The sequence below is a fragment of the Burkholderia sp. E168m22 genome, assembly GCF_001319805.1.
GTDB lineage: Bacteria > Pseudomonadota > Gammaproteobacteria > Burkholderiales > Burkholderiaceae > Burkholderia > Burkholderia orbicola.
On the sequence record NZ_BBSK01000109.1, the window covers coordinates 1 to 19,511 of the forward strand.

Here is a 19,511-nt window from a genome sequence, read left to right on the forward strand (position 1 = left end):
CTGGCCGTGCCGATGAAATAGGCCGTGTAGGCGAGCAGCAGGTTGGCCGAGAAGAAGGTGTGGACGTTCATGCGAACCTCGCGGGGATGATCGGGAGATTGTTGGCAAACCCGCGCCGTCTGCCCATGGACAATTACGCGGCCAATCGCTGGGCCAGTTGCGTGGCCATGCAACCAATCGCCGCGCCGAACCGTCTCTGTTTTGAAACAACTGGCGCGTTCGCCGCCGGTTCGCGCGATGCGGCGGCGTGCGCTCCATGCAGCCGTTTCACGTCGGCGAACGCACGGCGGGCATGGCCGCACCGCGCGGCACGCATCGTTCCGGCCATTCGCCGGCACGAGCGCGCGATGCGCCGGACGCCCGCGTTACGTTACATCCGTGAAGCATTTCGCGTCGCCGCGCCGCGTCAGGCGCCCGACGTCGCTTACCTGCCGCCCGTAGATGCCCTCCTCGATCGCCTGCGCGATCCAGTCCCGGCGGGACTCGCCGACCGACGCCGGATCACGGCTCAACATTGCTCAACAATCGTCCGGCGGGGCTGGTACGGAATCTGCATTCCGTTCGGGCAGAAGCCGCGCCCGGTACCGCGCGGACATGATTTCACCCTCGGGCGCTCCCACGGATACGCCCGTACGATATGCACACGCAGCGAGGCTCTTCATGGATGCGCAGCCCAATTCGTCCGATACGTCATTCCAGCTCTTCCTCGCGAAAGTGCTCGAACAGCCACTGCCCGACTGGACCGAAAAACAGCAGATGGAACTCGAGATGGCGCGCACGCTGTCGACGCAAATGGTCACGCTCGCCGAAGACATGCGCGGCCGCACGCCCGATCTTGCTCGTTGCCTCGTGCTGCTCCGCTACGCGAAGGTGCTCGACTTCATGCTGACGTCGCTCGCCGCGCACCGCGACATCCATCCGCAGACGCTGCGCACGCTGTTCCGGCTCGCGAACCTGAAGGTCGACGATGCGTATCCGGTGTGAGCGGACGCAAGGGATCGGGCGCCGCGCACGACCGTCGCGGCAACGCCGGCCATGCGCGATTCGCGCGAATGTCGGATAACCTCGCCGCATGAGCGTTAGAAATAGAAACCGGACATCCCGGCTCGCCGGCGAATTCGGCTTCTTCGTGAAGCAATACGGTCGCAACGCGCGGAAGCATCCCGATCGAACGATCGCCGCTACGATCACGACACCGAGCGCATGATGAAGCGACTGTCGCCGGCCGATCGCGCCGATCTGCTGGCCGACGGCGAACGGGACGTCACCCCTGGCTCCCCCTGACTTGCCCCACTCCACACGCACGGCCCGCCTGCCCCTCCACGCAAACGGAGGTACAATCGCGCGCCATGAACGCACTTCGCCGCTTCCTGCTCCGGCCAGGCGTCGCACGACAGTGGCTGTGGGGGTTCCTCCTCGTGACGCTGCTGTCCCGCGCGCTGATGTCGGGCGCCGTGATGCTCGATCCGGACGGTCCGGATGCGGGCTCGGTGGTGCTGTGTTCAGGCCAGGGCCCGCTGATCGTCACCGCCGCCGCGCTGGCCGCCCGCTTCGACGCGAGCGCGCCGATCACGCCGGCCAACGATGCGCTGGCGCTCGTCGATGCACTGAAGCACGACGCGCACGCCGACAAGGCGGCGTCTTCCGGTAACGGCGACAGCCTGTGCGCATTCGGCGCCGCGCTGTTCACCGCGATCGCATCGTTCGTGCTGCTGGTGCTGCTGTTTCCCGCGGCGCCGCCGCGACGCTTTCGCGTTCACTTCGACAGTCTTCCTTTCGTGCGATCGGTATTCGACGATCGCCCGCCCTCCCGCGCCCCTCCTCGGTTCTGCTGAACGTTCCGCCCAGTGGCGCAGGCACGTCGACGTGCCTGCGCGTTCACGCCGTTCGTTTCACCCGACCTGATTCACGCGTTCACCCGCCTGCCCGCATCGCGCGGGCGACGCCGCCCTGCGCCCCGTTTGCGCAGCGCACCGCGCCGCCTGCTGCGGCGATGCCCGCACGCGGGTGCGACGCACGTTGACGGCCGCCGGCCCGCGCCGGCCCCGCCGCTCGACGAACCGAGGAGTTCACACCATGTCGACCACCGTCGATCGGGCCATCTCGCCCGCCCGTTCCGCCAGCGCCGGTTACCGGACGCTCTGGCGCTGGCACTTCTACGCCGGCCTGTTCGTGATGCCGTTCCTCGTGATCCTCGCGATCACCGGCACGCTCTATTGCTTCCAGCCGCAGATCGAGCCGCTGCTGTACCCGCACCGGCTGGTCGTCGAACCGCGCGCGACGCCGCGGCTCGATGCCGACACGCTGCTCGCCCGCGCCCGCACCGCGATGCCGGCCGACGCCACGGCGGTTTCCGTGCAGGTCTCCACCGCGCCGGACCGCAGCGCCGAGTACGTGTTCCGGTTGCGCGACGGCAGCCGCGAGAGCGTGTACGTGAACCCGTACGACGGCAGCGTACTCGGCACGCTGAGCGTCGAGAACCGCTTCATGCAGGTCGACCGGATGCTGCATCGCAAGCTGCTGCTCGGCAAGACCGGCGAGTTGCTGATGGAGCTCGCCGCCTGCTGGACCTTCGTGATGATCGGCACCGGCATCGCGCTGTGGTGGCCGCGCGGCGCGGCACGCGTCGGGCGCGCGCTGCGGCCCGACCTGTCGCTGCGCGGCCGGCCGCTGTGGAAGAGCCTTCATGCGACGGCCGGCATCTGGCTCGCGGCCGGCACGATCGCGTTCATCCTGACCGGGCTGCCGTGGTCGGGCTCGTGGGGCAAGAACTTCAAGGCGCTCGCCGCGACCGTGAACCTCGGCGCGCCGGAAGGCGCGTGGGGCGGCGCGTCGATGCGCTCGACGCGTCCGGGTGCCGCCGCGACGGCCGCGCATGCGCCTGCGCAGGCCACCGCGCCGTCCGGCCATCACCACGATTCCGACGAATCGATGCCGGGCATGGTGATGGACGACCTGCCGTTGCCGCAAACGCCGTGGGCGGTCGGCAACGTGCCCGTGCCGCATTCGCCGGCCGCGCCGACGCCCACACCCGCGCCGCTGCCGCTGGCCCGCGCGATCGCGATCGTCGCCGGGCTCGGCGTGACGAGCGGCTACACGCTCGCGCTGCCGTCCGGCCCGGACGGCGTGTTCACCGCGTCGTACTTTCCGGCCGACCCGAAGGCCGAACGCACGATCTACGTCGACCAATACAGCGGCGCGGTCTTGAAGGACATCCGCTATGGCGACTACGGCGCGGTATCGAAAGCGGTGTCGTACGGCACGTCGCTGCACATGGGCCGTTATTTCGGGCTCGCGAACCAGATCATTTGCGCGGTGCTGTCGCTCGGGCTGGCCGCGATGGCCGTCACGGGCACCGTGATGTGGTGGAAGCGCCGCCCGGCCGGGACGCTGGGCGCGCCGTCGCGCGAACGCGGCACGCCGCCGATGCGCGGCTGGCTCGCCGGGCTCGTGCTGCTCGGCCTCGTCTTCCCGTTGATGGGGCTGACGATCGTCGCGGTCTGGTTGCTCGACCGGCTGCTGTTCGGCCGCGCGGCGCGCGCCGCGGCGTGATCGACGCAAGCGCTTCCCCCATTCTAAGGAAACCGAAACAATGAAGTTCAGATTGATGCTGCCCGCCGCCGTGCTCGCGGCGCTGTCGCCGGCCGGGCAGGCACAAACACAGGAACGCAGTGTCGACGGCGCCGGCGCCATGCTCGCACCGATTCGCGTCGACGCGCAGAAGGCGCCCGCCCTGACGCAACCGCTCGACACGGGCAGCCATCTCGGGCTGTCGCCGCTCGAAACGCCCGCGAGCGTCGAGCAGATCAACCGCGCGACACTCGACACGCGCGGCGACAGTTCGATCATCGACGCCGTGAGCCGCGCCGCCGGTATCAGCGCGTCGCCGCATCCCGGCAACGGCAACTCGGAGCTCGCCGCGCGCGGCTTCGTCGGCGCGTCGTCGGTCACGCAGCTCTACGACGGCGTGCGCCCGTACGGCGCGATCGGCGTCACGTTCCCGTTCGATACGTGGTCGGTCGACCATATCGACGTGCTGCGCGGCCCCGCGTCGGTGATCTACGGCGAAGGCGCAATCGGCGGCGTGGTCAACATCGTGCCGAAGAAGCCGACGCGCACGCCGATCCGCAACGAACTGCAAGTCGGCGGCGGCACCGAAGGCACGGCACGCGCCGCGTTCGGCAGCGGCGGCGCGATCAACGACAAGCTGTCGTACCGCTTCGACATCAGCGGCAACCGATCGTCGAACTGGGTCGACCGCGGCGATTCGCGCAACCTGTCGGTGTCCGGCGCGCTGCGCTACGACGTGACGCCCGACCTGTACGTGACGGCGTCGTATGCGCAGGGCTTCATGCATCCGATGCAGTATTTCGGCGTGCCGCTCGTCAACGGTGCGCGCGATCGCGCGCTCGACAAGAAGAACTACAACGTCGGCGACGCCGACATCGCGTTCCGCGACAGCTGGGCCACCGTCTCGGCGAACTGGCAGCCGAGCGACAGCCTGAACGTGACGAGCACGCTGTACCGGATGAAGAGCAACCGTCACTGGAAGGATGCGGAGTACTACACGTACCTGCCGTCGAGCGCGCAAGTGCGGCGCAGCAGCTACACGGAAATCTTTCACGACCAGGAACAGTACGGCAACGTGACGACGGCCACCGTCGGCGGCGCGCTGCTCGGCATGCGCAACACGTTTTCGGCGGGCGTCGAGTTCAACCACACGACATTCCAGCACGACAACAATTCGCCGTATGCGGGCACGTCGACGGTCGATCCGTTCAACTTCGATCCGGGCAGTTTCATCAACACGGCCGGCACGTTTCCGAAGTACCGCAGCCAGTCGAACCAGTACGCGCTGTTCGCGGAGAACCGGCTCGAGATCACGCCGCGCTGGTCGGTGATCGGCGGGCTGCGCTACGACCATGCGAGCGTGAACCGCGACGATCTCGTGAACGGCGGCGCATTCACGAAGGTGTTCGCGAACACCGGCTGGCGCATCGGCACCGTGTACGACGTGCGGCCCGGCCTCGCCGTGTACGGCCAGTATTCGGTCGCGGCCGATCCGGTCAGCTCGCTGCTGTCGCTCAATGCGTCGAAGGCGAACTTCACGCTCGCGACCGGCCGGCAGATCGAGATCGGCGTGAAGCAGTCGTTCCTCGACGGTAAGGCCGAATGGACGCTCGCCGCGTACCGGATCGTGAAGAGCAACCTGCTGACGGCCGACCCGGTGAACCCGAACCAGTCGATCCAGGTCGGCCAGCAGTCGTCGCGCGGGCTGGAGGCGACGGTCGGCGCGGAGATCGCGAAGGACTGGCGCGTCGATGCGAACGTGTCGATCCTGCGCGCGAAATACGACGATTTCCAGCAGTCGTCCGGCGGCACGACCGTGTCGCGCGCAGGCAACGTGCCGGTGTCGGTGCCGCAGCGGCTCGCGAACCTGTGGGTGAGCTGGCGCTTCGCGCCGGACTGGACCGGCATAGCGGGCGTCAAGTACGTCGGCAAGCGATTCGCCGATACCGCGAACCAGCTCGTGATGCCGTCGTACACGACCGTCGACCTCGGCCTCGCGTGGAAGCCGCGCAAGGACACGACGATCACCGCCCGTGCGTACAACGTGTTCAATCGCCGCTACGTGCAGTCCGCGTACTACAACGAGACGCAGTATCTGCTCGGCAACGACCGGCGCGTCGAGGTGCTGGCGAACTACCGGTTCTGAGCGCGCAGGCCGCCGCGCAACGTGCCAGGCGGCACGGCCGCGGCGGCGTGCCGGTCAGCCTTCGGCATCGCCGGCGCGCGTCGATGCATCATGCACGCGTGCCCGCCGCGCGCCCGGCCATCCACTTCCGGTAGCGCCGCGTCTGGCACTGCGCGGCCAGTTGCTGCCGCACCAGCGCGCGCAGCGGCGATACCTGCGGATGCGTGCGGCGCCCTTCGCTCAATCGCGTGAGCTGGAACTTGACGACGGCCATGTTCGCCAGCGCGCCCAGCGCCTTGTTCTTCCAGCGGATCGGCTGCAGCACCGGCGCGCTGTCCTTGCCGGCGCGCCAGTCGCGCGGCAGGTTCGGGTCGATCGACAGCGCGGTCGCGATGCCGACCATCGCCACGCCGCTGTTCACCACCTGCTCGGCCACCGCACGACGCCGGATGCCGCCCGTGACCATCAGCGGCATCCGCGCGACGGCGGTGATGTCGCGCGCGAATTCGAGGAAATACGCTTCGCGCGCCAGCGTGCGGCCGTCGCGCGCCTCACCCTGCATCGCCGGCACTTCATAGCTGCCGCCCGACAGTTCGACGAGATCGACGCCGAGAGGATTCAGCAGTTCGACCACGCGCTTCGCGTCGTCCGCGCTGAAACCGCCGCGCTGGAAATCGGCCGAGTTCAGCTTCACCGCGACGACGAATGCCGGCGACACCGCCGCGCGCACCGCCTTCACGATATCGAGCAGCAGGCGCGCGCGATTCTCGATGCTGCCGCCCCATTGATCCTGCCGGCGGTTCGTCAGCGGCGACAGGAACTGGCTCAGCAGATAGCCGTGCGCCGCATGCACCTGCACGCCGGTGAAGCCGCTTTGCTCCGCGAGCTGCGCGGCGCGCACGAAGCGCTGCTGCACGTCGGCGATGTCGGCGGCCGTCATCTCCTTCGGCACCGGGAACTGCTTCGACAGCGCGCCGAGCGCGAGCGGCACGGCCGACGGCGCGAGCGTCGTCTGGCCGAGCGCCGCCTGCATCTGGCGCCCCGGGTGATTGATCTGCATCCACACGTGCGCGCCGTTCGAGCGGGCGATCTGCGCCCAGCGGCGGAAACGATCGAGATGCGCGTCGTTTTCGAGCACGACGCCGTTCGGCCCCGTCATCGCGCGGCCGTCCACCATCACGTTGCCGGTCAGGATCAGCCCGGCCTGACCGTCGGCCCACGCCTGGTACAGGCGCAGCAACGCGTCGGACGGCGCGTGATCCGCATCGGCCATGTTTTCTTCCATCGCGGCCTTGGCCAGACGGTTCGGAATCACCGCCCCGTTGGGCAGTGTGAGGGGCGCAAACAGATTCATGGTGGGACATCCTTGATTGACGATGGCCCACGATAACTTTAAAGTCAACTTTAAGGTCAAGCCCTTTTTGGAGCCCATCATGAAAATCGGCGAACTGGCGAAGGCGAGCGGCCTCGCGGCGTCGCGCATCCGCTTCTACGAAGCAAGCGGCCTGCTCGAACCGGCCCGCCGGCAGGCGAACGGCTATCGGGAATACGGGCCGGAAGCGTTGACGCGGCTCGCGATCATCGACCGCGCGCAGTGCGCGGGCTTCTCGCTCGACGAGATCCGCGCGGTGCTGCCGCCCGATCTCGGCGCATGGCCGCACGACGAACTGCTGGTCGCGCTGCGGCACAAGGTCGACGAAATCGCGCTGCTCGAACGGCGTCTCGCGCAGAACCGGCAACATCTGGAAACGCTGATCGACGAAATCGAGAACAAGCCGGCCGGCGAGGATTGCGCGGGCGCCGCGCAGCGAATGCTCGACCGGCTGTGCGAGCAGGCCGCCGAGCCGCTGGAGGCGACGCCCGTCGTGCGGCCGGCGCGCAAGCGGGCGTGATGGAGTGTGCTGCAGGATTGTGATGCGGAATCGCGCCGCGCCGGCCATCGATCGATGCGCGCCACGGCCTGAAACACGATGCGGTGCAGTTGTCCGGATTTGCTTACGTCGCAGGTAATCGACGCGCGCAGCCCGCGCCGCGATCATGGCTTCATCGACTCTCGAACCGCATCACGCCAAGGAGCCCGCCATGACCGCCTACGCCATCGCCCACCTGCACGACGTCGAAATGTGCGACGACATCGTCGAATACCTCGAACGGATCGACGGCACGCTCGCACCGTACGACGGCCATTTCGTGATTCACGGCGCCCGGCCGGAGGTACGCGAAGGCGTGTGGCGCGGCGACCTGATCGCGATCGCGTTTCCGGATCTCGACATGGCGCGCGCGTGGTACGACTCGGATGCGTACCGGCAGATCCAGCCGCTGCGTGAACGGCACGCGAGCGGCCCGTTGATCCTGATCGACGGCGTCGACGAACGGCACAAGGCGACCGACATTCTGCGTTGATCGCCGACGCCCGAGGCCGCCGCCCTGACTTATTTCACGTTGCGCTCCATCGGCTCGCCGACGACGAACCCGCCGCCCTGGAACCGCTGCGCGGGATCGTCGTATTCGGCCGTCGGCGCCGTCACCGGGAACAGCCCCGCGAACTGCTCGGAGCTGTCACGCGGGCGAAAGCCGAGGAAACCGACCTTCGTGTTGTCCCACCACTTCACCGGGTTGTCCGACGCGCCGTAGACGATCGCGTGGCCGACGCGGTTCGTCAGCAGCGAGCAGCGCACGAGCTCGATGAAATCGCGATAGCTGAGGAACGTGACGAGCATGCGCGGGTTCTTCGGCACCTCGAACGACGAGCCGATCCGCAGGCATACGGTTTCGATCCCGAAGCGGTCGAAGTAGTAGCGCGACAGCGATTCGCCGAAGCACTTCGTCACGCCGTACAGGCTGTCCGGGCGCAGCGGCGCATCGGCGTCGAGCACCTCGGTGACCGGATGGAAACCGATCGCATGGTTCGAGCTCGCGAACACGACGCGCTTCACGCCGTGTTTGCGCGCGGCTTCGTACAGGTTGTACGTGCCGGTGATGTTCGCGCCGACCAGATCGTCGAACGGCGCATCGACCGAAATGCCGCCGAGGTGAACGATCGCGTCCACGCCGTCGACGAGCTGCATCACGGCCGGCCGGTCGGCCAGGTCGACCACGCGGAGTTCTTCATGCGCGGCCGCGTCGCCGAGCGCCGCGATGTCGCTGACGCGCACGACGTCGGCCCAGTCGGCGAGCGCGCCGCGCAACTGGCGGCCGAGGTTGCCGGCCGCGCCCGTCAGCAGCAGGCGGCCGAACGGTTTGCGCGCGGCGGTGGATGAGGCGTTCATCGAATCTCCTTGATCTGACCTAAATCGGAAAACGTTTTCCAACTATACGCGTGCGCGGCGTCGAGCGTCAATGGTCGAATCTGCTCGCAGCCATCCGCACTTTCCCGATATCGACGGGTGGCTGCGCGCCGTCTTTTTCTGCCACAATCCGGCGTTATCGAACGAAAACGTTACCCTTCCGATGAAAAAAGTTTCCTCGACGATCCGCGACGTGGCCGCCGAAGCCGGCGTGTCGGTCGCGACGGTATCGAAGTACGTGAACGGCACGCAACGCTTCTCGCCGACCGTCGAGGCACGGCTCAAGGAGGCCATCGAGCGGCTCGGCTACCGATCGAATCCGCTTGCGCGCTCGATGATCACCGGCCGCACGCGCACCATCGGCCTCGTGATCCTCGACATCAGCAACCCGCACTTCACGAACGTCGTGAAAGGCGCGAACCGCGTCGCGCTGCAGCACGACTACACGCTGCTGCTCGTCGATACCGAGGAAAGCCAGGCGCGCGAACGTTCGCTGATCGAGGCGCTCGCGCAGCGCGTCGACGGGCTGATCGTCAGCACGCGGATGCCCGACGAGGAAGCCGGCTGGATGCTCGACCTCAACAAGCCGCTCGTGCTGCTGCGTCGCAGCCCCGGCCTGCCGATTCCGAGCGTCGGCATCGACAACCGGCTGTCGACCTACATGCTCGCGCGCCACCTGCTCAACCTCGGCCATACGCGCATCGCATATCTCGGCTTCGGCACCGCGCGCGTGAACGACGAACGAATCCAGGGCGCGCGCGACTGCCTCGCCGAAGCGGGGCTCACGCTCGACGTGCACGACGCGCACGCGCCGACCGCCGAGGCCGGCGAGCGCGCGTGCTCGCGCGTGATGCTCGGGCCGCAGCGCCCGCAGGCCGTGATCTGCTACAACGACCTGATCGCGCTCGGCTTCATGAAGGAAGCCGCGTCGCTCGGCTTCCGGCTGCCGCAGGACGTGTCCGTCGCCGGCATCGACAACGTGCCGTACGGCGCATACGCGGCGCCCGCGCTGACGACCGTCGACATCCAGAGCGAGAACATGGGCGAACTCGCGATGCAGAAGCTGATCGATGCGCTCGCCGGGCGCACCGACGCGAGCTATTCGACGTTCGAGCCGCGGCTGATCATGCGCGCGTCGACCGCATCGGCCGCGGCCGGATAACGCAATCGCGACGCGTCACGCCCCCGAACGAAAAACGCCGCCCCCGAGGGCGGCGTTGTTGCTTGCCGACACGCGATCACGCATCGAGTTTCGCGGGCTTCATCTTCGGCGTGAGCACGTGCATCACGGCCAGCGCGATCAGGTAGGCCGACGCGCCGATCGCAAACAGCACCCAGTAGTGGCCGGTGCGCTGCAGCACCTGGCCGATCACTTCCGAGAACAGCACGCCGCCGATCGAGCCGGCCATCCCGCCGATGCCGACCACCGACGCGACCGCGCGGCGCGGGAACAGGTCGGACGCCGTCGTGAACAGGTTCGCCGACCAGCCCTGGTGCGCGGCGGCGGCGAGGCCGACGATCAGCACCGCGATCCACAGGCTCTGCACCTGCGATACGAACGCGATCGGCAGCACGCAACATGCGCAGATCAGCATCGCCGTCTTGCGCGCCCGGTTCACGCTCCAGCCCGCGCGCAGCAGCATCGACGACAGCCAGCCGCCGCCGATACTGCCGACCGTCGTCAGCGCATAGATGCAGACGAGCGGCAAGCCGATGTGCTGCATGTCCATCCCGCGCGATTCGTTCAGCCACTTCGGCAGCCAGAACAGGTAGAACCACCACACCGGATCGGTCAGGAACTTGCCGATCAGGAAGGCCCACGTCTCGCGCTTGCGGATCAGTTCGCCCCAGCGCGGCGCGCCGGCGTTCGCGTTCGCCGCGTCGAGCGCTTCGGCTTCGTCGCGCGGCTCGTCGTATTCCGCGGCGAGCGCGCGCGTGTCGGCCGTGCGATACATCACCAGCCACACCGCGAGCCACACGATGCCGATAGCGCCGATGATCACGAACGCCGCGCGCCAGCCGTAGGCCACCGCGATCGCCGGGATGATCGCCGGCGCGAACACCGCCCCGATGTTCGCGCCCGAGTTGAAGATGCCGGTGGCGAGCGCGCGTTCGCGGCGCGGGAACCATTCGGCCGTCGTCTTGATCGCGGCCGGGAAGTTGCCGCCCTCGCCGATCCCGAGCAGCGCACGCACGAACGCGAAGCCCGTCACCGAGCCGACCGCCGCATGCAGCATCGCGGCGATGCTCCATACCAGCATCGCCACCGCGTACGACACGCGCGTACCGAGCCAGTCGACGATGCGCCCGAAGCCGAGCAGACCCAGCGCATAGAACGCCGAAAACGCCATCACGATGCGGCCGTACTGCACCTGGCTCCAGCCGATGTCGTGCTGGAGCATCGGCGCGAGCAGGCCGAGGATCTGCCGATCCATGTAGTTGATCACGGTTGCGAAGAACAACAGCGCACACACGGTCCAGCGGTAGCGGCTGGCGGCCGCGCGCACGGCGCCGACGACGGCAGATTGCATGAATGTCTCCGATGCGCGGTCGCGCCCGTCGCGCCGCGCGGTATTCGTTGACCGGCGACCGGCGCCGGGGTGAACGGCCCACGCGCTGACGCACCGGCCCTTTCACCAACCTATCTGGAAAACGTTTTTCAAAGGATAGGACGTCTGCCGCTGCCGTGTCAGTCGGGGATTTCGATGAGTCATCTCAAATTAGTCGCGGTAAAAGAGACGACTGTTTCGCAGAGTGGTATTAACCGTTTTTCCCCTGATTTTCCCGCTGCGGCGCGGCAGGCGCGCGGCGGCCGACACACATGTCCGATTCCAGCCAGAATCGACCGCGAGGATGGTTTACAGTCGCCCCATGCGCCTCGATCCTGACACCTGCTACGACGCCCTGCTTTCGCGGAACCGCCGCTTCGACGGCTGGTTCTTCGTCGGCGTCGCGACGACCGGGGTGTACTGCCGCCCGGTCTGCCCGGTGAAGCCGCCGAAAGCGCAAAACTGCACCTACTACCCGACCGCCGCGGCCGCCGAGAAAGCCGGCTTCCGGCCCTGCATGCGCTGCCGCCCCGAACTCGCGCCCGGCCACGGGCTGCTCGACCTGTCCGGCAATCTCGCCGACGCGGCCGCGACGCTGATCGACGACGGTTTCCTGAATGCGCATTCCGTCGCCGCGCTCGCACGGCGCGTCGGCGTGACCGAACGCCATCTGCGCCGCATCTTCGGCGCGCAGTTCGGCGTGTCGCCGGTCGAGTTCGCGCAGACGCAGCGGCTGCTGATGGCCAAGCGGCTGCTGACCGATACCGCGCTGCCGGTGGCCGTCGTCGCGTCGACGGCCGGGTTCGGCAGCGTGCGACGCTTCAACGACCTGTTCCGCCAGCGCTACGGCCTCAATCCGCTACGGCTGCGCAAAGGGGCCGGCGCGTCGGCCGACGGCGACATGACCTTCCCGCTGCCGTACCGGCCGCCGTTCGCGTGGGCCGACCTGATGCGTTTTCTCGCGCAGCGGCAGATCGACGGCGTCGAACGAATCGACGCGAAGGGTTATGCACGCATCGTCGAATTGCCGAATCGACACGACGGCGGCCGCGTCGCCGGCTGGCTGTCCGTCACGCACGTGCCGCAGCGCTTCGCGCTGGCCGTCACCGTGTCGCCCGCGCTGACGCCGGCCGTGCCGGCCGTGCTCGCACGCGTGCGCCGGCTGTTCGATCTCGACAGCCGCCCCGACGTGATCGACGCGCATCTCGGCGATCTCGCGAGCGGCTCGCCGGGGTTGCGCGTGCCCGGCGCGTTCGACGGTCTGGAGATCGCGATCCGTGCGATCGCGGGCGAGCAGCTGGCGGCGGCGCAGGCCGATACGCCGTTGCTCGCACGGATCGCTGAGCGCTTCGGTCACTCGGTCGACGGTGCGCCGCCCGGCCTCACGCACGCCCTGCCCTGCGCCGCGACACTAGCCGCACTGCCGCCTTCGGCCCTCGAAACGATCGGCATCGAGCGAGACATGGCGCATGCGATCGTGTCGCTCGCCCGTGCTGTCGACGACGGCACGCTCGCGCTCGAACCGATGGCGCCGCTCGATGCGACGCTCGCCGCGCTGCGCGCGCTGCCCGGCTTCGACGAACGCGCGGTGCAGTACGTCGCGATGCGTGCGATGGCATGGCCGAACGCGTTCCCCGCCGACGACGCGTTGCTGCCCGCCCGCCCCGAGCGCACCGACCGCACGCGCGTGCCATCATCAGCGCCGCATGCGGCACGTTGGGCGCCGTGGCGCGCGTATGCCGCACTGCATGTGTGGCGCCTTCATGGAGATGGATTGCGATGACTCCCGCTCACCTGATTCCGAGCCCGCTGGGCGACATCGCCGTACGCATCGAGGACGATGCGCTCACGGGCCTGTACTTCGTCGGCCAGAAATACTTCCCGTCGCTTGCGATCCTGAACGACGCGCACACGCTCGCCACGTCGCCGATCGCACGTCGGGTCGCAGAGGAAATCGCCGAATACTTCACCGGCGCGCGCGACACGTTCTCGGTACCGATCCACCTGCGCGGCACCGCGTTTCAGCGACGGGTATGGCAGGAACTGCTCGCAATTCCGTTCGGCGAACTCGTGTCGTATGGCGACATCACCGAACGCGTCGGGCTGCCGATGAGCGGCGCACGCGCCGTGGGCGGTGCGGTCGGCCGCAATCCGGTATCGATCATCGTGCCATGCCATCGCGTGGTCGGCGCATCGGGCAGCCTGACCGGCTATGCGGGCGGCATCGAGCGCAAACGTGCGCTGCTGTCGCTCGAAGGCGCAGAACTTTCACGCGGCGCGCATCATCCGATGCAGCAGGCGCTCGCGTTCTGATCGACGAAGCGCGTCACGCGGGCAGCACCGGCCGGCGCGCTTCACGCTTCGCATATGCGCCGGGCGTCATGCGGAATTTCGCCTGGAACAGCGCGATGAACGACGACGTCGAGTCGTAACCCAGTTGTGCGGCCACCGTGCCGATCGGCTCGCCTGCATCGAGCAGCGGCAACGACGCGAGCAGCCGCACGCCCTGCCGCCATTCCGTGAACGACAACCCCGTGTCCTGCCGGAACAGCCGCGACAGCGTGCGCCGCGTCGCGCCGACCTGATGGCCCCATTCGTCGAGACTGCGCGTATCGCCCGGCGCCGCATGCAACGCGCGCGCGATTTTCAGCAGGCGCGGATCGCGCGGCAGCGGCACCGTGAGCGGCGCCGGCTGCATGCGCGCGATCCGGTCCGCGATCAGGCACACGAGCGCACCGTCGGGCCCCGCCTCGTCGTAATTCACCGGCAACTCGCCGGTCGCGATCACCAGCTCACGCAGCAGCGGCGTCATGCAGAGGATCGTGCAATCGTCGTTCACGTCGCCGCGCGCGAGGGCTGCGTCGAGATACAGGCTGTGGAACGCGACGCAATCGCGCGTCGACACCGCGTGCGGCACGTGTGGCGGAATCCACATCGCATAGTGCGGCGGCAGCAGTTGCCGGCCCGACGGCGTCGACACCTCGAGCACGCCGCTCGTCGCATACATCAACTGCGCCCACGGATGACTGTGCGCGTCGACGCTCACGTTGCCGGGAATGCCGAACGCGCGCACGTACAGCGGCCTCGGCAGGCGCGTCATCGGCGGCACTGCGTAAGGGTCGCCGGGTTGTCCCGCCAGCAACATAAGACGTCCTCCGAAGGTCATTGCACGAACGCACGCGATGCTACCGTGGCGGCTCCCTTTTTCACACGGCTTCCGCCCATGAGCGCTCATACCCGCATCACCCGCAAGACCGTCACCGCGATCCGTTCGACCAAAGGCATCGGCAGCCTCGTGTCGCTGACCGCGTACTCCGCGCCGATGGCGAAGCTCGTCGATGAAGTGGCCGACGTGATCATCGTCGGCGACTCCGTCGGCATGGTGCTGTACGGGATGCCCGATACGCTGCGCGTCACGCTCGACATGATGATTGCACATGGGGCGGCCGTCGTGCGCGGCGCCGCGCAGGCGTGCGTCGTCGTTGACCTGCCGTTCTCCACGTTCCAGGAATCGCCCGCGCAAGCGTATCGCTCTGCCGCGCGGCTGCTCGCCGAAACCGGCGCGCAGGCCGTGAAGCTCGAAGGCGGCTGCGAGATGACCGACACCATCCGCTTCCTGACCGATCGCGGCATTCCGGTGATGGCGCATGTCGGCCTCATGCCGCAGCAGGCCAACGCGGCGGGCGGCTTCCGCGCGCAGGGCATGGACCCGCGTTCGGCCGCGCAGGTGTTCGACGCCGCGTGTGCGGCCGAGCGGGCCGGCGCGTTCAGCGTCGTCATCGAAGGCACCGCCGAAGCGCTCGCGCGCCACCTGACCGAAACGCTGACGATCCCGACGATCGGCATCGGCGCATCGCCCGCGTGCGACGGGCAAGTGCTCGTGACCGAGGACATGATCGGCGCGTTCGATGCGTACACGCCGCGCTTCGTGAAGCGCTACGCGGATGCGAACGCGGTGATGCGCGACGCGATCCGCCAGTACGCTCACGACGTGCGGCAGCGCGTGTTTCCCGAGCCCGCGCATTGCTTCGGATACGGCAAGCCGCTGCAACTGGCGGACGCGGCCACCGCCGCGTGATGCCGGACGAACGACACGGTGGACTTACGTCATGTGCGTTTGCGCATCGCGTGCGCGACCCGCGCGTTCGCTTCGAATTTCGCGCGATGCGTCGAAAAAAACGTTCGCACGTTGCGGACGTTCGACGCGCCGGTGAACAGCCGCCGCGCGAATTCGTCGTATTCGGCAACGTCGGCCAGATCGGCGATCACGACGAAATCGGGCCCCGGCGACACGCGATAGCACTGCGTAACGGCCGGTTCCGCGCACACGTACGCTTCGAACGCGTCGTAGTCTTCGGCCGTCTGCCGGTCGAGGCTGATCTCGATCAGCGCGGTGACGGCCGTGCCGATCGCGACCGGATCGAGCACCGCGACCTGCCGACGGATCACGCCGGCTTCCGTCAGCCGGCGCACACGACGCATGCAGGTAGGCGGCGATGACAGCGCGCGCTCGGCGAGTTGCAGGTTGGACACCGACGCGTCGTCCTGCAGGATCGCGAGGATGCGCAGATCGAGTTCGTCGAGGGTGATGCCGGCCATCGGCCACTCCTTCCGATCAGAGAGTGAAATTTAATTTCAACATGATAGACTATCATCCGTTAGTTTCATATTTATTTGTTTTTTGAAATTTAATTCCATTTCACCGGCTCTACCATCGCTCTCACTGATCCAGACAGGACATTTACGGAGCGCGATATGTGTGGAATTGTCGGGGCGGTTGCCCAGCGGGACATCCTGCCGAACCTGGTCGATGGCCTGAAGCGGCTCGAATACCGCGGCTACGATTCGTGCGGCGTCGTGGTCTACCGCGACCGCGCGCTGGCGCGCGCCCGCAGCGTCGATCGCGTCGCGAACCTGCAGCGTGAGATCGCCGATCAGGCGTTGTCCGGTTACACGGGCATCGCGCATACGCGCTGGGCCACTCATGGCGCCCCCGTCACGCTCAACGCGCATCCGCACTTCTCGCCGAGCGACGCCAATGCGCGCATCGCGCTGTCGCACAACGGGATCATCGAGAACTGCGATCAACTACGTGCGGAATTGCAGACGCACGGCTATGTGTTCGCGAGCCAGACCGACAGCGAGGCGATCGCGCACCTGATCGACCACCTGTACGACGGCGACCTGTTCGAGGCCGTTCGGCGTGCGGTCGCGCGACTGCGCGGCAGCTATGCGATCGCGGTGATGTGCCGCGACGAGCCGCACCGGATCGTCGGCGCACGCGACGGGATGCCGCTCGTCGTCGGAGTCGGCGAAGGCGAAAATTTTCTGGCGTCCGACGCGATTGCACTGTCGGGTATCACCGATCGCATTGCCTATCTGGAGAACGGCGACGTCGCCGACATTCAACTGCATCGCTACTGGATCGTCGACGCGGCTGGCCAGCGCGTCGAGCGCGCGGTGCAACGCGTCGCCGCGCATAGCGGCGCGGCCGATCTCGGATCGTATCGCTACTACATGCAGAAGGAGATCTTCGAGCAGCCGCAGGCCGTGGCCGATACGCTGCTCGACGTTTCGTCGATCATGCCCGAGCTGTTCGGCGACGGCGCTTGGCGTGTGTTCAATGACGTCGATTCGGTGCTGCTGCTCGCGTGCGGCGGCAGCTATCACGCGGCGCTGACCGCGAAGTACTGGATCGAGAGCATCGCGAAGCTGCCGGCCAGCGTCGAGATTGCCAGCGAGTTTCGTTATCGCGACAGCGTGCCGAATCCGCGCACGCTGGTGGTTGCGGTGTCGCAGAGCGGCGAGACGGCCGACGTGCTCGGCGCCGTGCATGTCGCGAAACGCAGCGGGATGATGCACACGCTCGCGATCTGCAACGTGGCGACGAGTGCGCTGATGCGCGAATGTGCACTGCAGTTCGTGACGCGTGCGGGGGTCGAGATCGGTGTCGCTTCGACGAAGGCGTTTACGACGCAGCTCGTTGCGCTGTTCCTGCTGACGTTGTCACTGGCGCAGGTGCGCGGGCGGTTGAGTGACGACGAGGAGAAGGAACATCTGCGGGCGCTGCGGCATCTGCCCGATGCGATGTCGAAGGTGCTCGCGCTGGAGCCGCAGATCATGGCGTGGTCGGAGTTGCTCGCGAGGCGCGACAACATGCTGTTTCTCGGGCGCGGGATGCATTATCCGATCGCATTGGAAGGCGCGCTGAAGATGAAGGAGATTTCCTATATTCACGCGGAGGCTTATCCGGCGGGGGAGTTGAAGCATGGGCCGCTGGCGCTCGTCAGCAATGAAATGCCAGTGATCGCGGTTGCGCCGAATGACATGTTGCTTGAAAAGCTGCGATCGAACATGCATGAGGTCAGTGCGCGGAATGGGCGGCTTTTTGTGTTTGCGGATGTTGACTGTGGGATCGTGCCGAGTGAGGGGATCGAGGTGATTCGGCTTAACGAGTACTACGGGCCGTTGTCGCCGATCTTGCATACGGTGCCGATGCAGTTGCTGGCGTATCACGCGGCGCTCGCAAGGGGGACGGATATTGATAAGCCGAGGAATTTGGCTAAGTCGGTGACGGTGGAGTGAGGGGCGTTTTCCGCCCTTTCGTGGTGGTTTACAAAGATGTTGTCCTATCGCGCCTCGCTGCATGCTCGAACTTCAACAACGTCGTAACACGTCGCCGGAATCCCACAACATCGAAAGTCGATTCACCGCCTAAATGGCTAGGAAATTCCGCCGTAGATCAAGAAACGGAGCTTGAGCAGTTTCGCTATCAATTGTAGAGATTGATCCGTGCTACATAGCGGAAAGCGACTGAATGAACGGTGATTCAGGGGTACCGGACTGGAGTGCACGCCACACCGCCATCAAGTTCTCCCGGTTCGCTGCCGCCCACGCCGAAACCGACTTGTCGTATTTGCGATCGAGGGTTCCCTCGATTCTCTCGCCTGTGTCTATAGCATATGTCGCGACATGATTGTTTTTACCGTAATCGACATGAAAATGCGCCCTAGCATGTTGTTTTTCTTGATACATCTTAATTTTTATATTCTCATGCTTGAGCACTAATTGTTCAAGCATGCCAGATGCCTGACCACGAGATGGCCGAGACATCAAGTCAATTAACGCAAGTTGGTTTTGGAGTGATGCAAGATTCAGTTCCACGGCGTCTCTCGTCGGATGTAGTGATCGCGATCATATCGGATACACTTAGAAACCGTGAATTTCAATCGTTCCGTATTGCCCCGAGATTGTCGTCGTGATCTTTAGCCGGCTACTGACGGCAGCGGTACCGGTTACCTTACGAGCTTCACTCAAACGTTGCCTACCTCAAGGAATGCCCTGAGCCGAACAGAGCTCAGGGACAAGCTTATTTGCGAAGGTACACTTCGACTGCGCGAACGCATCGTCTGACGACCGCTCCTGCACATGTCAGGCCGCCGCTGATCGGCCCCGAACGAAATGATGCTCCACCCTCGTCCGTAGCACCCCCTCCACCGCCGCAAGCCGCTCACGCAGCCTTACCGCCTGCCCTTCCGTCATTTCACCGAGCACGATTTTTTGTTCGAGAACGTCGCCACAGCGCGTGATGGCCCACCGATCGACCGTAGCCGTTTCCCCTTCGAGCACGGCCGCCGCGGTCGAAACGATGCCCGGATTCCGTCTCGAAACGAGATGAACCGTATGCGTCAAAGTGAAACCGGGAAGAAAATGCGACCAGTCTTCACAGACCGTCTGATGGGAAGCGGAGGAAACTTGGCTCATGGTTGCTCCGGATGAATGGTTATCGAACCGGTGCCAGCCATGCTGCTCCCGTTTCGTTGCCGTCAATCGGCCGCATCGCCTCGAGGGCGTCCACCTTGCCCGGGAGGGCAGGTTGGCGTCGGGAAACCCGACTCTGGATGCTTGATTTCTCACGTTCGACATTCCGAACGTGGATTCATTATATCGAAAAATCGACGGCGAACAAGGAGTCTGTGA

General features: G+C 66.4%; 19 protein-coding genes and 1 riboswitch. Of the genes, 11 read left to right on the forward strand and 8 right to left on the reverse strand.

The genetic code is table 11. The features are described from left to right. Positions 1-365 precede the first annotated feature (365 nt). The gene (locus AP428_RS37265; RefSeq protein ID WP_166488163.1) at positions 366-515 is read right to left on the reverse strand and encodes a hypothetical protein; all 150 of its coding nucleotides are present in this window, start codon (positions 513-515) and stop codon (positions 366-368) included. Positions 516-660: 145 nt separating this feature from the next. On the opposite strand from AP428_RS37265, the gene AP428_RS24810 reads away from it, so the two are divergent. From AP428_RS24810 to AP428_RS24825, 4 genes are all read left to right on the forward strand, one after another. Beyond that, a complete protein-coding gene (locus AP428_RS24810; RefSeq protein ID WP_006484612.1) occupies positions 661-984 on the forward strand; it encodes a hypothetical protein in 324 nt (107 codons plus the stop codon). A gap of 365 nt (positions 985-1,349) precedes the next feature. Then, the gene (locus AP428_RS24815) at positions 1,350-1,835 is read left to right on the forward strand and encodes a hypothetical protein (protein ID WP_011694508.1); all 486 of its coding nucleotides are present in this window, start codon (positions 1,350-1,352) and stop codon (positions 1,833-1,835) included. A gap of 241 nt (positions 1,836-2,076) precedes the next feature. After that, positions 2,077-3,552 (forward strand): PepSY domain-containing protein, encoded by a 1,476-nt coding sequence (locus AP428_RS24820; RefSeq protein WP_011694507.1) that lies wholly within the window; start codon positions 2,077-2,079, stop codon positions 3,550-3,552. A gap of 40 nt (positions 3,553-3,592) precedes the next feature. Next, on the forward strand, positions 3,593-5,716 hold the full coding sequence (locus AP428_RS24825; protein ID WP_011694506.1) for a TonB-dependent siderophore receptor: 2,124 nt from the start codon (positions 3,593-3,595) through the stop codon (positions 5,714-5,716). 88 nt (positions 5,717-5,804) lie between these two features. On the opposite strand, the gene AP428_RS24830 is transcribed toward AP428_RS24825, so the two are convergent. After that, the gene (locus AP428_RS24830; protein WP_011694505.1) at positions 5,805-7,049 is read right to left on the reverse strand and encodes an NADH:flavin oxidoreductase/NADH oxidase family protein; all 1,245 of its coding nucleotides are present in this window, start codon (positions 7,047-7,049) and stop codon (positions 5,805-5,807) included. A gap of 79 nt (positions 7,050-7,128) precedes the next feature. On the opposite strand from AP428_RS24830, the gene AP428_RS24835 reads away from it, so the two are divergent. After that, complete coding sequence (locus AP428_RS24835; protein WP_011694504.1) at positions 7,129-7,587, forward strand: MerR family transcriptional regulator; 459 nt, start codon at positions 7,129-7,131, stop codon at positions 7,585-7,587. Positions 7,588-7,777: 190 nt separating this feature from the next. Further along, the gene (locus tag AP428_RS24840; RefSeq protein WP_011694503.1) at positions 7,778-8,098 is read left to right on the forward strand and encodes a DUF1330 domain-containing protein; all 321 of its coding nucleotides are present in this window, start codon (positions 7,778-7,780) and stop codon (positions 8,096-8,098) included. Positions 8,099-8,127: 29 nt separating this feature from the next. Here the strand turns inward: AP428_RS24840 and AP428_RS24845 are convergent, their stop codons facing one another. Beyond that, entirely contained in the window at positions 8,128-8,964 is an 837-nt protein-coding gene (locus AP428_RS24845) for an NAD(P)-dependent oxidoreductase (RefSeq protein WP_011694502.1), read from the reverse strand. Positions 8,965-9,034: 70 nt separating this feature from the next. Here AP428_RS24845 and AP428_RS24850 point away from each other — a divergent pair, with 70 nt between their 5' ends. Continuing rightward, a complete protein-coding gene (locus tag AP428_RS24850; protein ID WP_011694501.1) occupies positions 9,035-10,144 on the forward strand; it encodes a LacI family DNA-binding transcriptional regulator in 1,110 nt (369 codons plus the stop codon). 76 nt (positions 10,145-10,220) lie between these two features. On the opposite strand, the gene AP428_RS24855 is transcribed toward AP428_RS24850, so the two are convergent. Continuing rightward, positions 10,221-11,513 (reverse strand): MFS transporter, encoded by a 1,293-nt coding sequence (locus tag AP428_RS24855; RefSeq protein WP_006479818.1) that lies wholly within the window; start codon positions 11,511-11,513, stop codon positions 10,221-10,223. A gap of 322 nt (positions 11,514-11,835) precedes the next feature. Between AP428_RS24855 and AP428_RS24860 the strand changes: the two genes are divergently transcribed. Together AP428_RS24860 and AP428_RS24865 are read left to right on the forward strand one after the other, a co-directional pair. After that, a complete protein-coding gene (locus AP428_RS24860) occupies positions 11,836-13,314 on the forward strand; it encodes a DNA-3-methyladenine glycosylase 2 family protein (protein ID WP_011694500.1) in 1,479 nt (492 codons plus the stop codon). After that, the gene (locus tag AP428_RS24865) at positions 13,311-13,844 is read left to right on the forward strand and encodes a methylated-DNA--[protein]-cysteine S-methyltransferase (protein WP_011694499.1); all 534 of its coding nucleotides are present in this window, start codon (positions 13,311-13,313) and stop codon (positions 13,842-13,844) included. The genes AP428_RS24860 and AP428_RS24865 overlap by 4 nt, the downstream gene beginning before the upstream one ends. Positions 13,845-13,857: 13 nt before the next feature. Here AP428_RS24865 and AP428_RS24870 read toward each other — a convergent pair whose 3' ends face one another. Then, on the reverse strand, positions 13,858-14,676 hold the full coding sequence (locus AP428_RS24870; protein ID WP_011694498.1) for a helix-turn-helix domain-containing protein: 819 nt from the start codon (positions 14,674-14,676) through the stop codon (positions 13,858-13,860). A 78-nt stretch (positions 14,677-14,754) separates the two neighbouring features. Between AP428_RS24870 and panB the strand changes: the two genes are divergently transcribed. After that, complete coding sequence (panB, locus tag AP428_RS24875) at positions 14,755-15,609, forward strand: 3-methyl-2-oxobutanoate hydroxymethyltransferase (RefSeq protein WP_011694497.1); 855 nt, start codon at positions 14,755-14,757, stop codon at positions 15,607-15,609. A gap of 29 nt (positions 15,610-15,638) precedes the next feature. Here panB and AP428_RS24880 read toward each other — a convergent pair whose 3' ends face one another. Then, the gene (locus AP428_RS24880) at positions 15,639-16,130 is read right to left on the reverse strand and encodes an Lrp/AsnC family transcriptional regulator (RefSeq protein ID WP_011694496.1); all 492 of its coding nucleotides are present in this window, start codon (positions 16,128-16,130) and stop codon (positions 15,639-15,641) included. Positions 16,131-16,286: 156 nt separating this feature from the next. Here AP428_RS24880 and glmS point away from each other — a divergent pair, with 156 nt between their 5' ends. Next, on the forward strand, positions 16,287-18,116 hold the full coding sequence (glmS, locus tag AP428_RS24885) for a glutamine--fructose-6-phosphate transaminase (isomerizing) (RefSeq protein ID WP_011694495.1): 1,830 nt from the start codon (positions 16,287-16,289) through the stop codon (positions 18,114-18,116). Between the two features lie 210 nt (positions 18,117-18,326). Here glmS and AP428_RS35820 read toward each other — a convergent pair whose 3' ends face one another. Together AP428_RS35820 and AP428_RS36860 are read right to left on the reverse strand one after the other, a co-directional pair. After that, entirely contained in the window at positions 18,327-18,695 is a 369-nt protein-coding gene (locus tag AP428_RS35820) for a DUF4160 domain-containing protein (protein WP_197285609.1), read from the reverse strand. Positions 18,696-18,962: 267 nt separating this feature from the next. After that, complete coding sequence (locus tag AP428_RS36860; protein ID WP_153188191.1) at positions 18,963-19,295, reverse strand: hypothetical protein; 333 nt, start codon at positions 19,293-19,295, stop codon at positions 18,963-18,965. Positions 19,296-19,337: 42 nt separating this feature from the next. Then, positions 19,338-19,441, reverse strand: a riboswitch (SAM-I-IV-variant riboswitch). Positions 19,442-19,511: the final 70 nt, after the last annotated feature.

Coding starts and splice junctions, on each gene's coding strand:
- AP428_RS24830 (WP_011694505.1), bottom strand. CDS start 7,049: ATGAATCTGTTTGCGCCCCTCACACTGCCCAACGGGGCGGTGATTCCG.
- AP428_RS37265 (WP_166488163.1), bottom strand. CDS start 515: ATGTTGAGCCGTGATCCGGCGTCGGTCGGCGAGTCCCGCCGGGACTGG.
- AP428_RS24880 (WP_011694496.1), bottom strand. CDS start 16,130: ATGGCCGGCATCACCCTCGACGAACTCGATCTGCGCATCCTCGCGATC.
- AP428_RS24820 (WP_011694507.1), top strand. CDS start 2,077: ATGTCGACCACCGTCGATCGGGCCATCTCGCCCGCCCGTTCCGCCAGC.
- AP428_RS24860 (WP_011694500.1), top strand. CDS start 11,836: ATGGTTTACAGTCGCCCCATGCGCCTCGATCCTGACACCTGCTACGAC.
- AP428_RS24870 (WP_011694498.1), bottom strand. CDS start 14,676: ATGTTGCTGGCGGGACAACCCGGCGACCCTTACGCAGTGCCGCCGATG.
- AP428_RS24825 (WP_011694506.1), top strand. CDS start 3,593: ATGAAGTTCAGATTGATGCTGCCCGCCGCCGTGCTCGCGGCGCTGTCG.
- AP428_RS24845 (WP_011694502.1), bottom strand. CDS start 8,964: ATGAACGCCTCATCCACCGCCGCGCGCAAACCGTTCGGCCGCCTGCTG.
- AP428_RS36860 (WP_153188191.1), bottom strand. CDS start 19,295: ATGAGCCAAGTTTCCTCCGCTTCCCATCAGACGGTCTGTGAAGACTGG.
- AP428_RS24865 (WP_011694499.1), top strand. CDS start 13,311: ATGACTCCCGCTCACCTGATTCCGAGCCCGCTGGGCGACATCGCCGTA.
- glmS (WP_011694495.1), top strand. CDS start 16,287: ATGTGTGGAATTGTCGGGGCGGTTGCCCAGCGGGACATCCTGCCGAAC.
- panB (WP_011694497.1), top strand. CDS start 14,755: ATGAGCGCTCATACCCGCATCACCCGCAAGACCGTCACCGCGATCCGT.
- AP428_RS24850 (WP_011694501.1), top strand. CDS start 9,035: ATGGTCGAATCTGCTCGCAGCCATCCGCACTTTCCCGATATCGACGGG.
- AP428_RS24855 (WP_006479818.1), bottom strand. CDS start 11,513: ATGCAATCTGCCGTCGTCGGCGCCGTGCGCGCGGCCGCCAGCCGCTAC.
- AP428_RS24840 (WP_011694503.1), top strand. CDS start 7,778: ATGACCGCCTACGCCATCGCCCACCTGCACGACGTCGAAATGTGCGAC.
- AP428_RS24835 (WP_011694504.1), top strand. CDS start 7,129: ATGAAAATCGGCGAACTGGCGAAGGCGAGCGGCCTCGCGGCGTCGCGC.
- AP428_RS24810 (WP_006484612.1), top strand. CDS start 661: ATGGATGCGCAGCCCAATTCGTCCGATACGTCATTCCAGCTCTTCCTC.
- AP428_RS24815 (WP_011694508.1), top strand. CDS start 1,350: ATGAACGCACTTCGCCGCTTCCTGCTCCGGCCAGGCGTCGCACGACAG.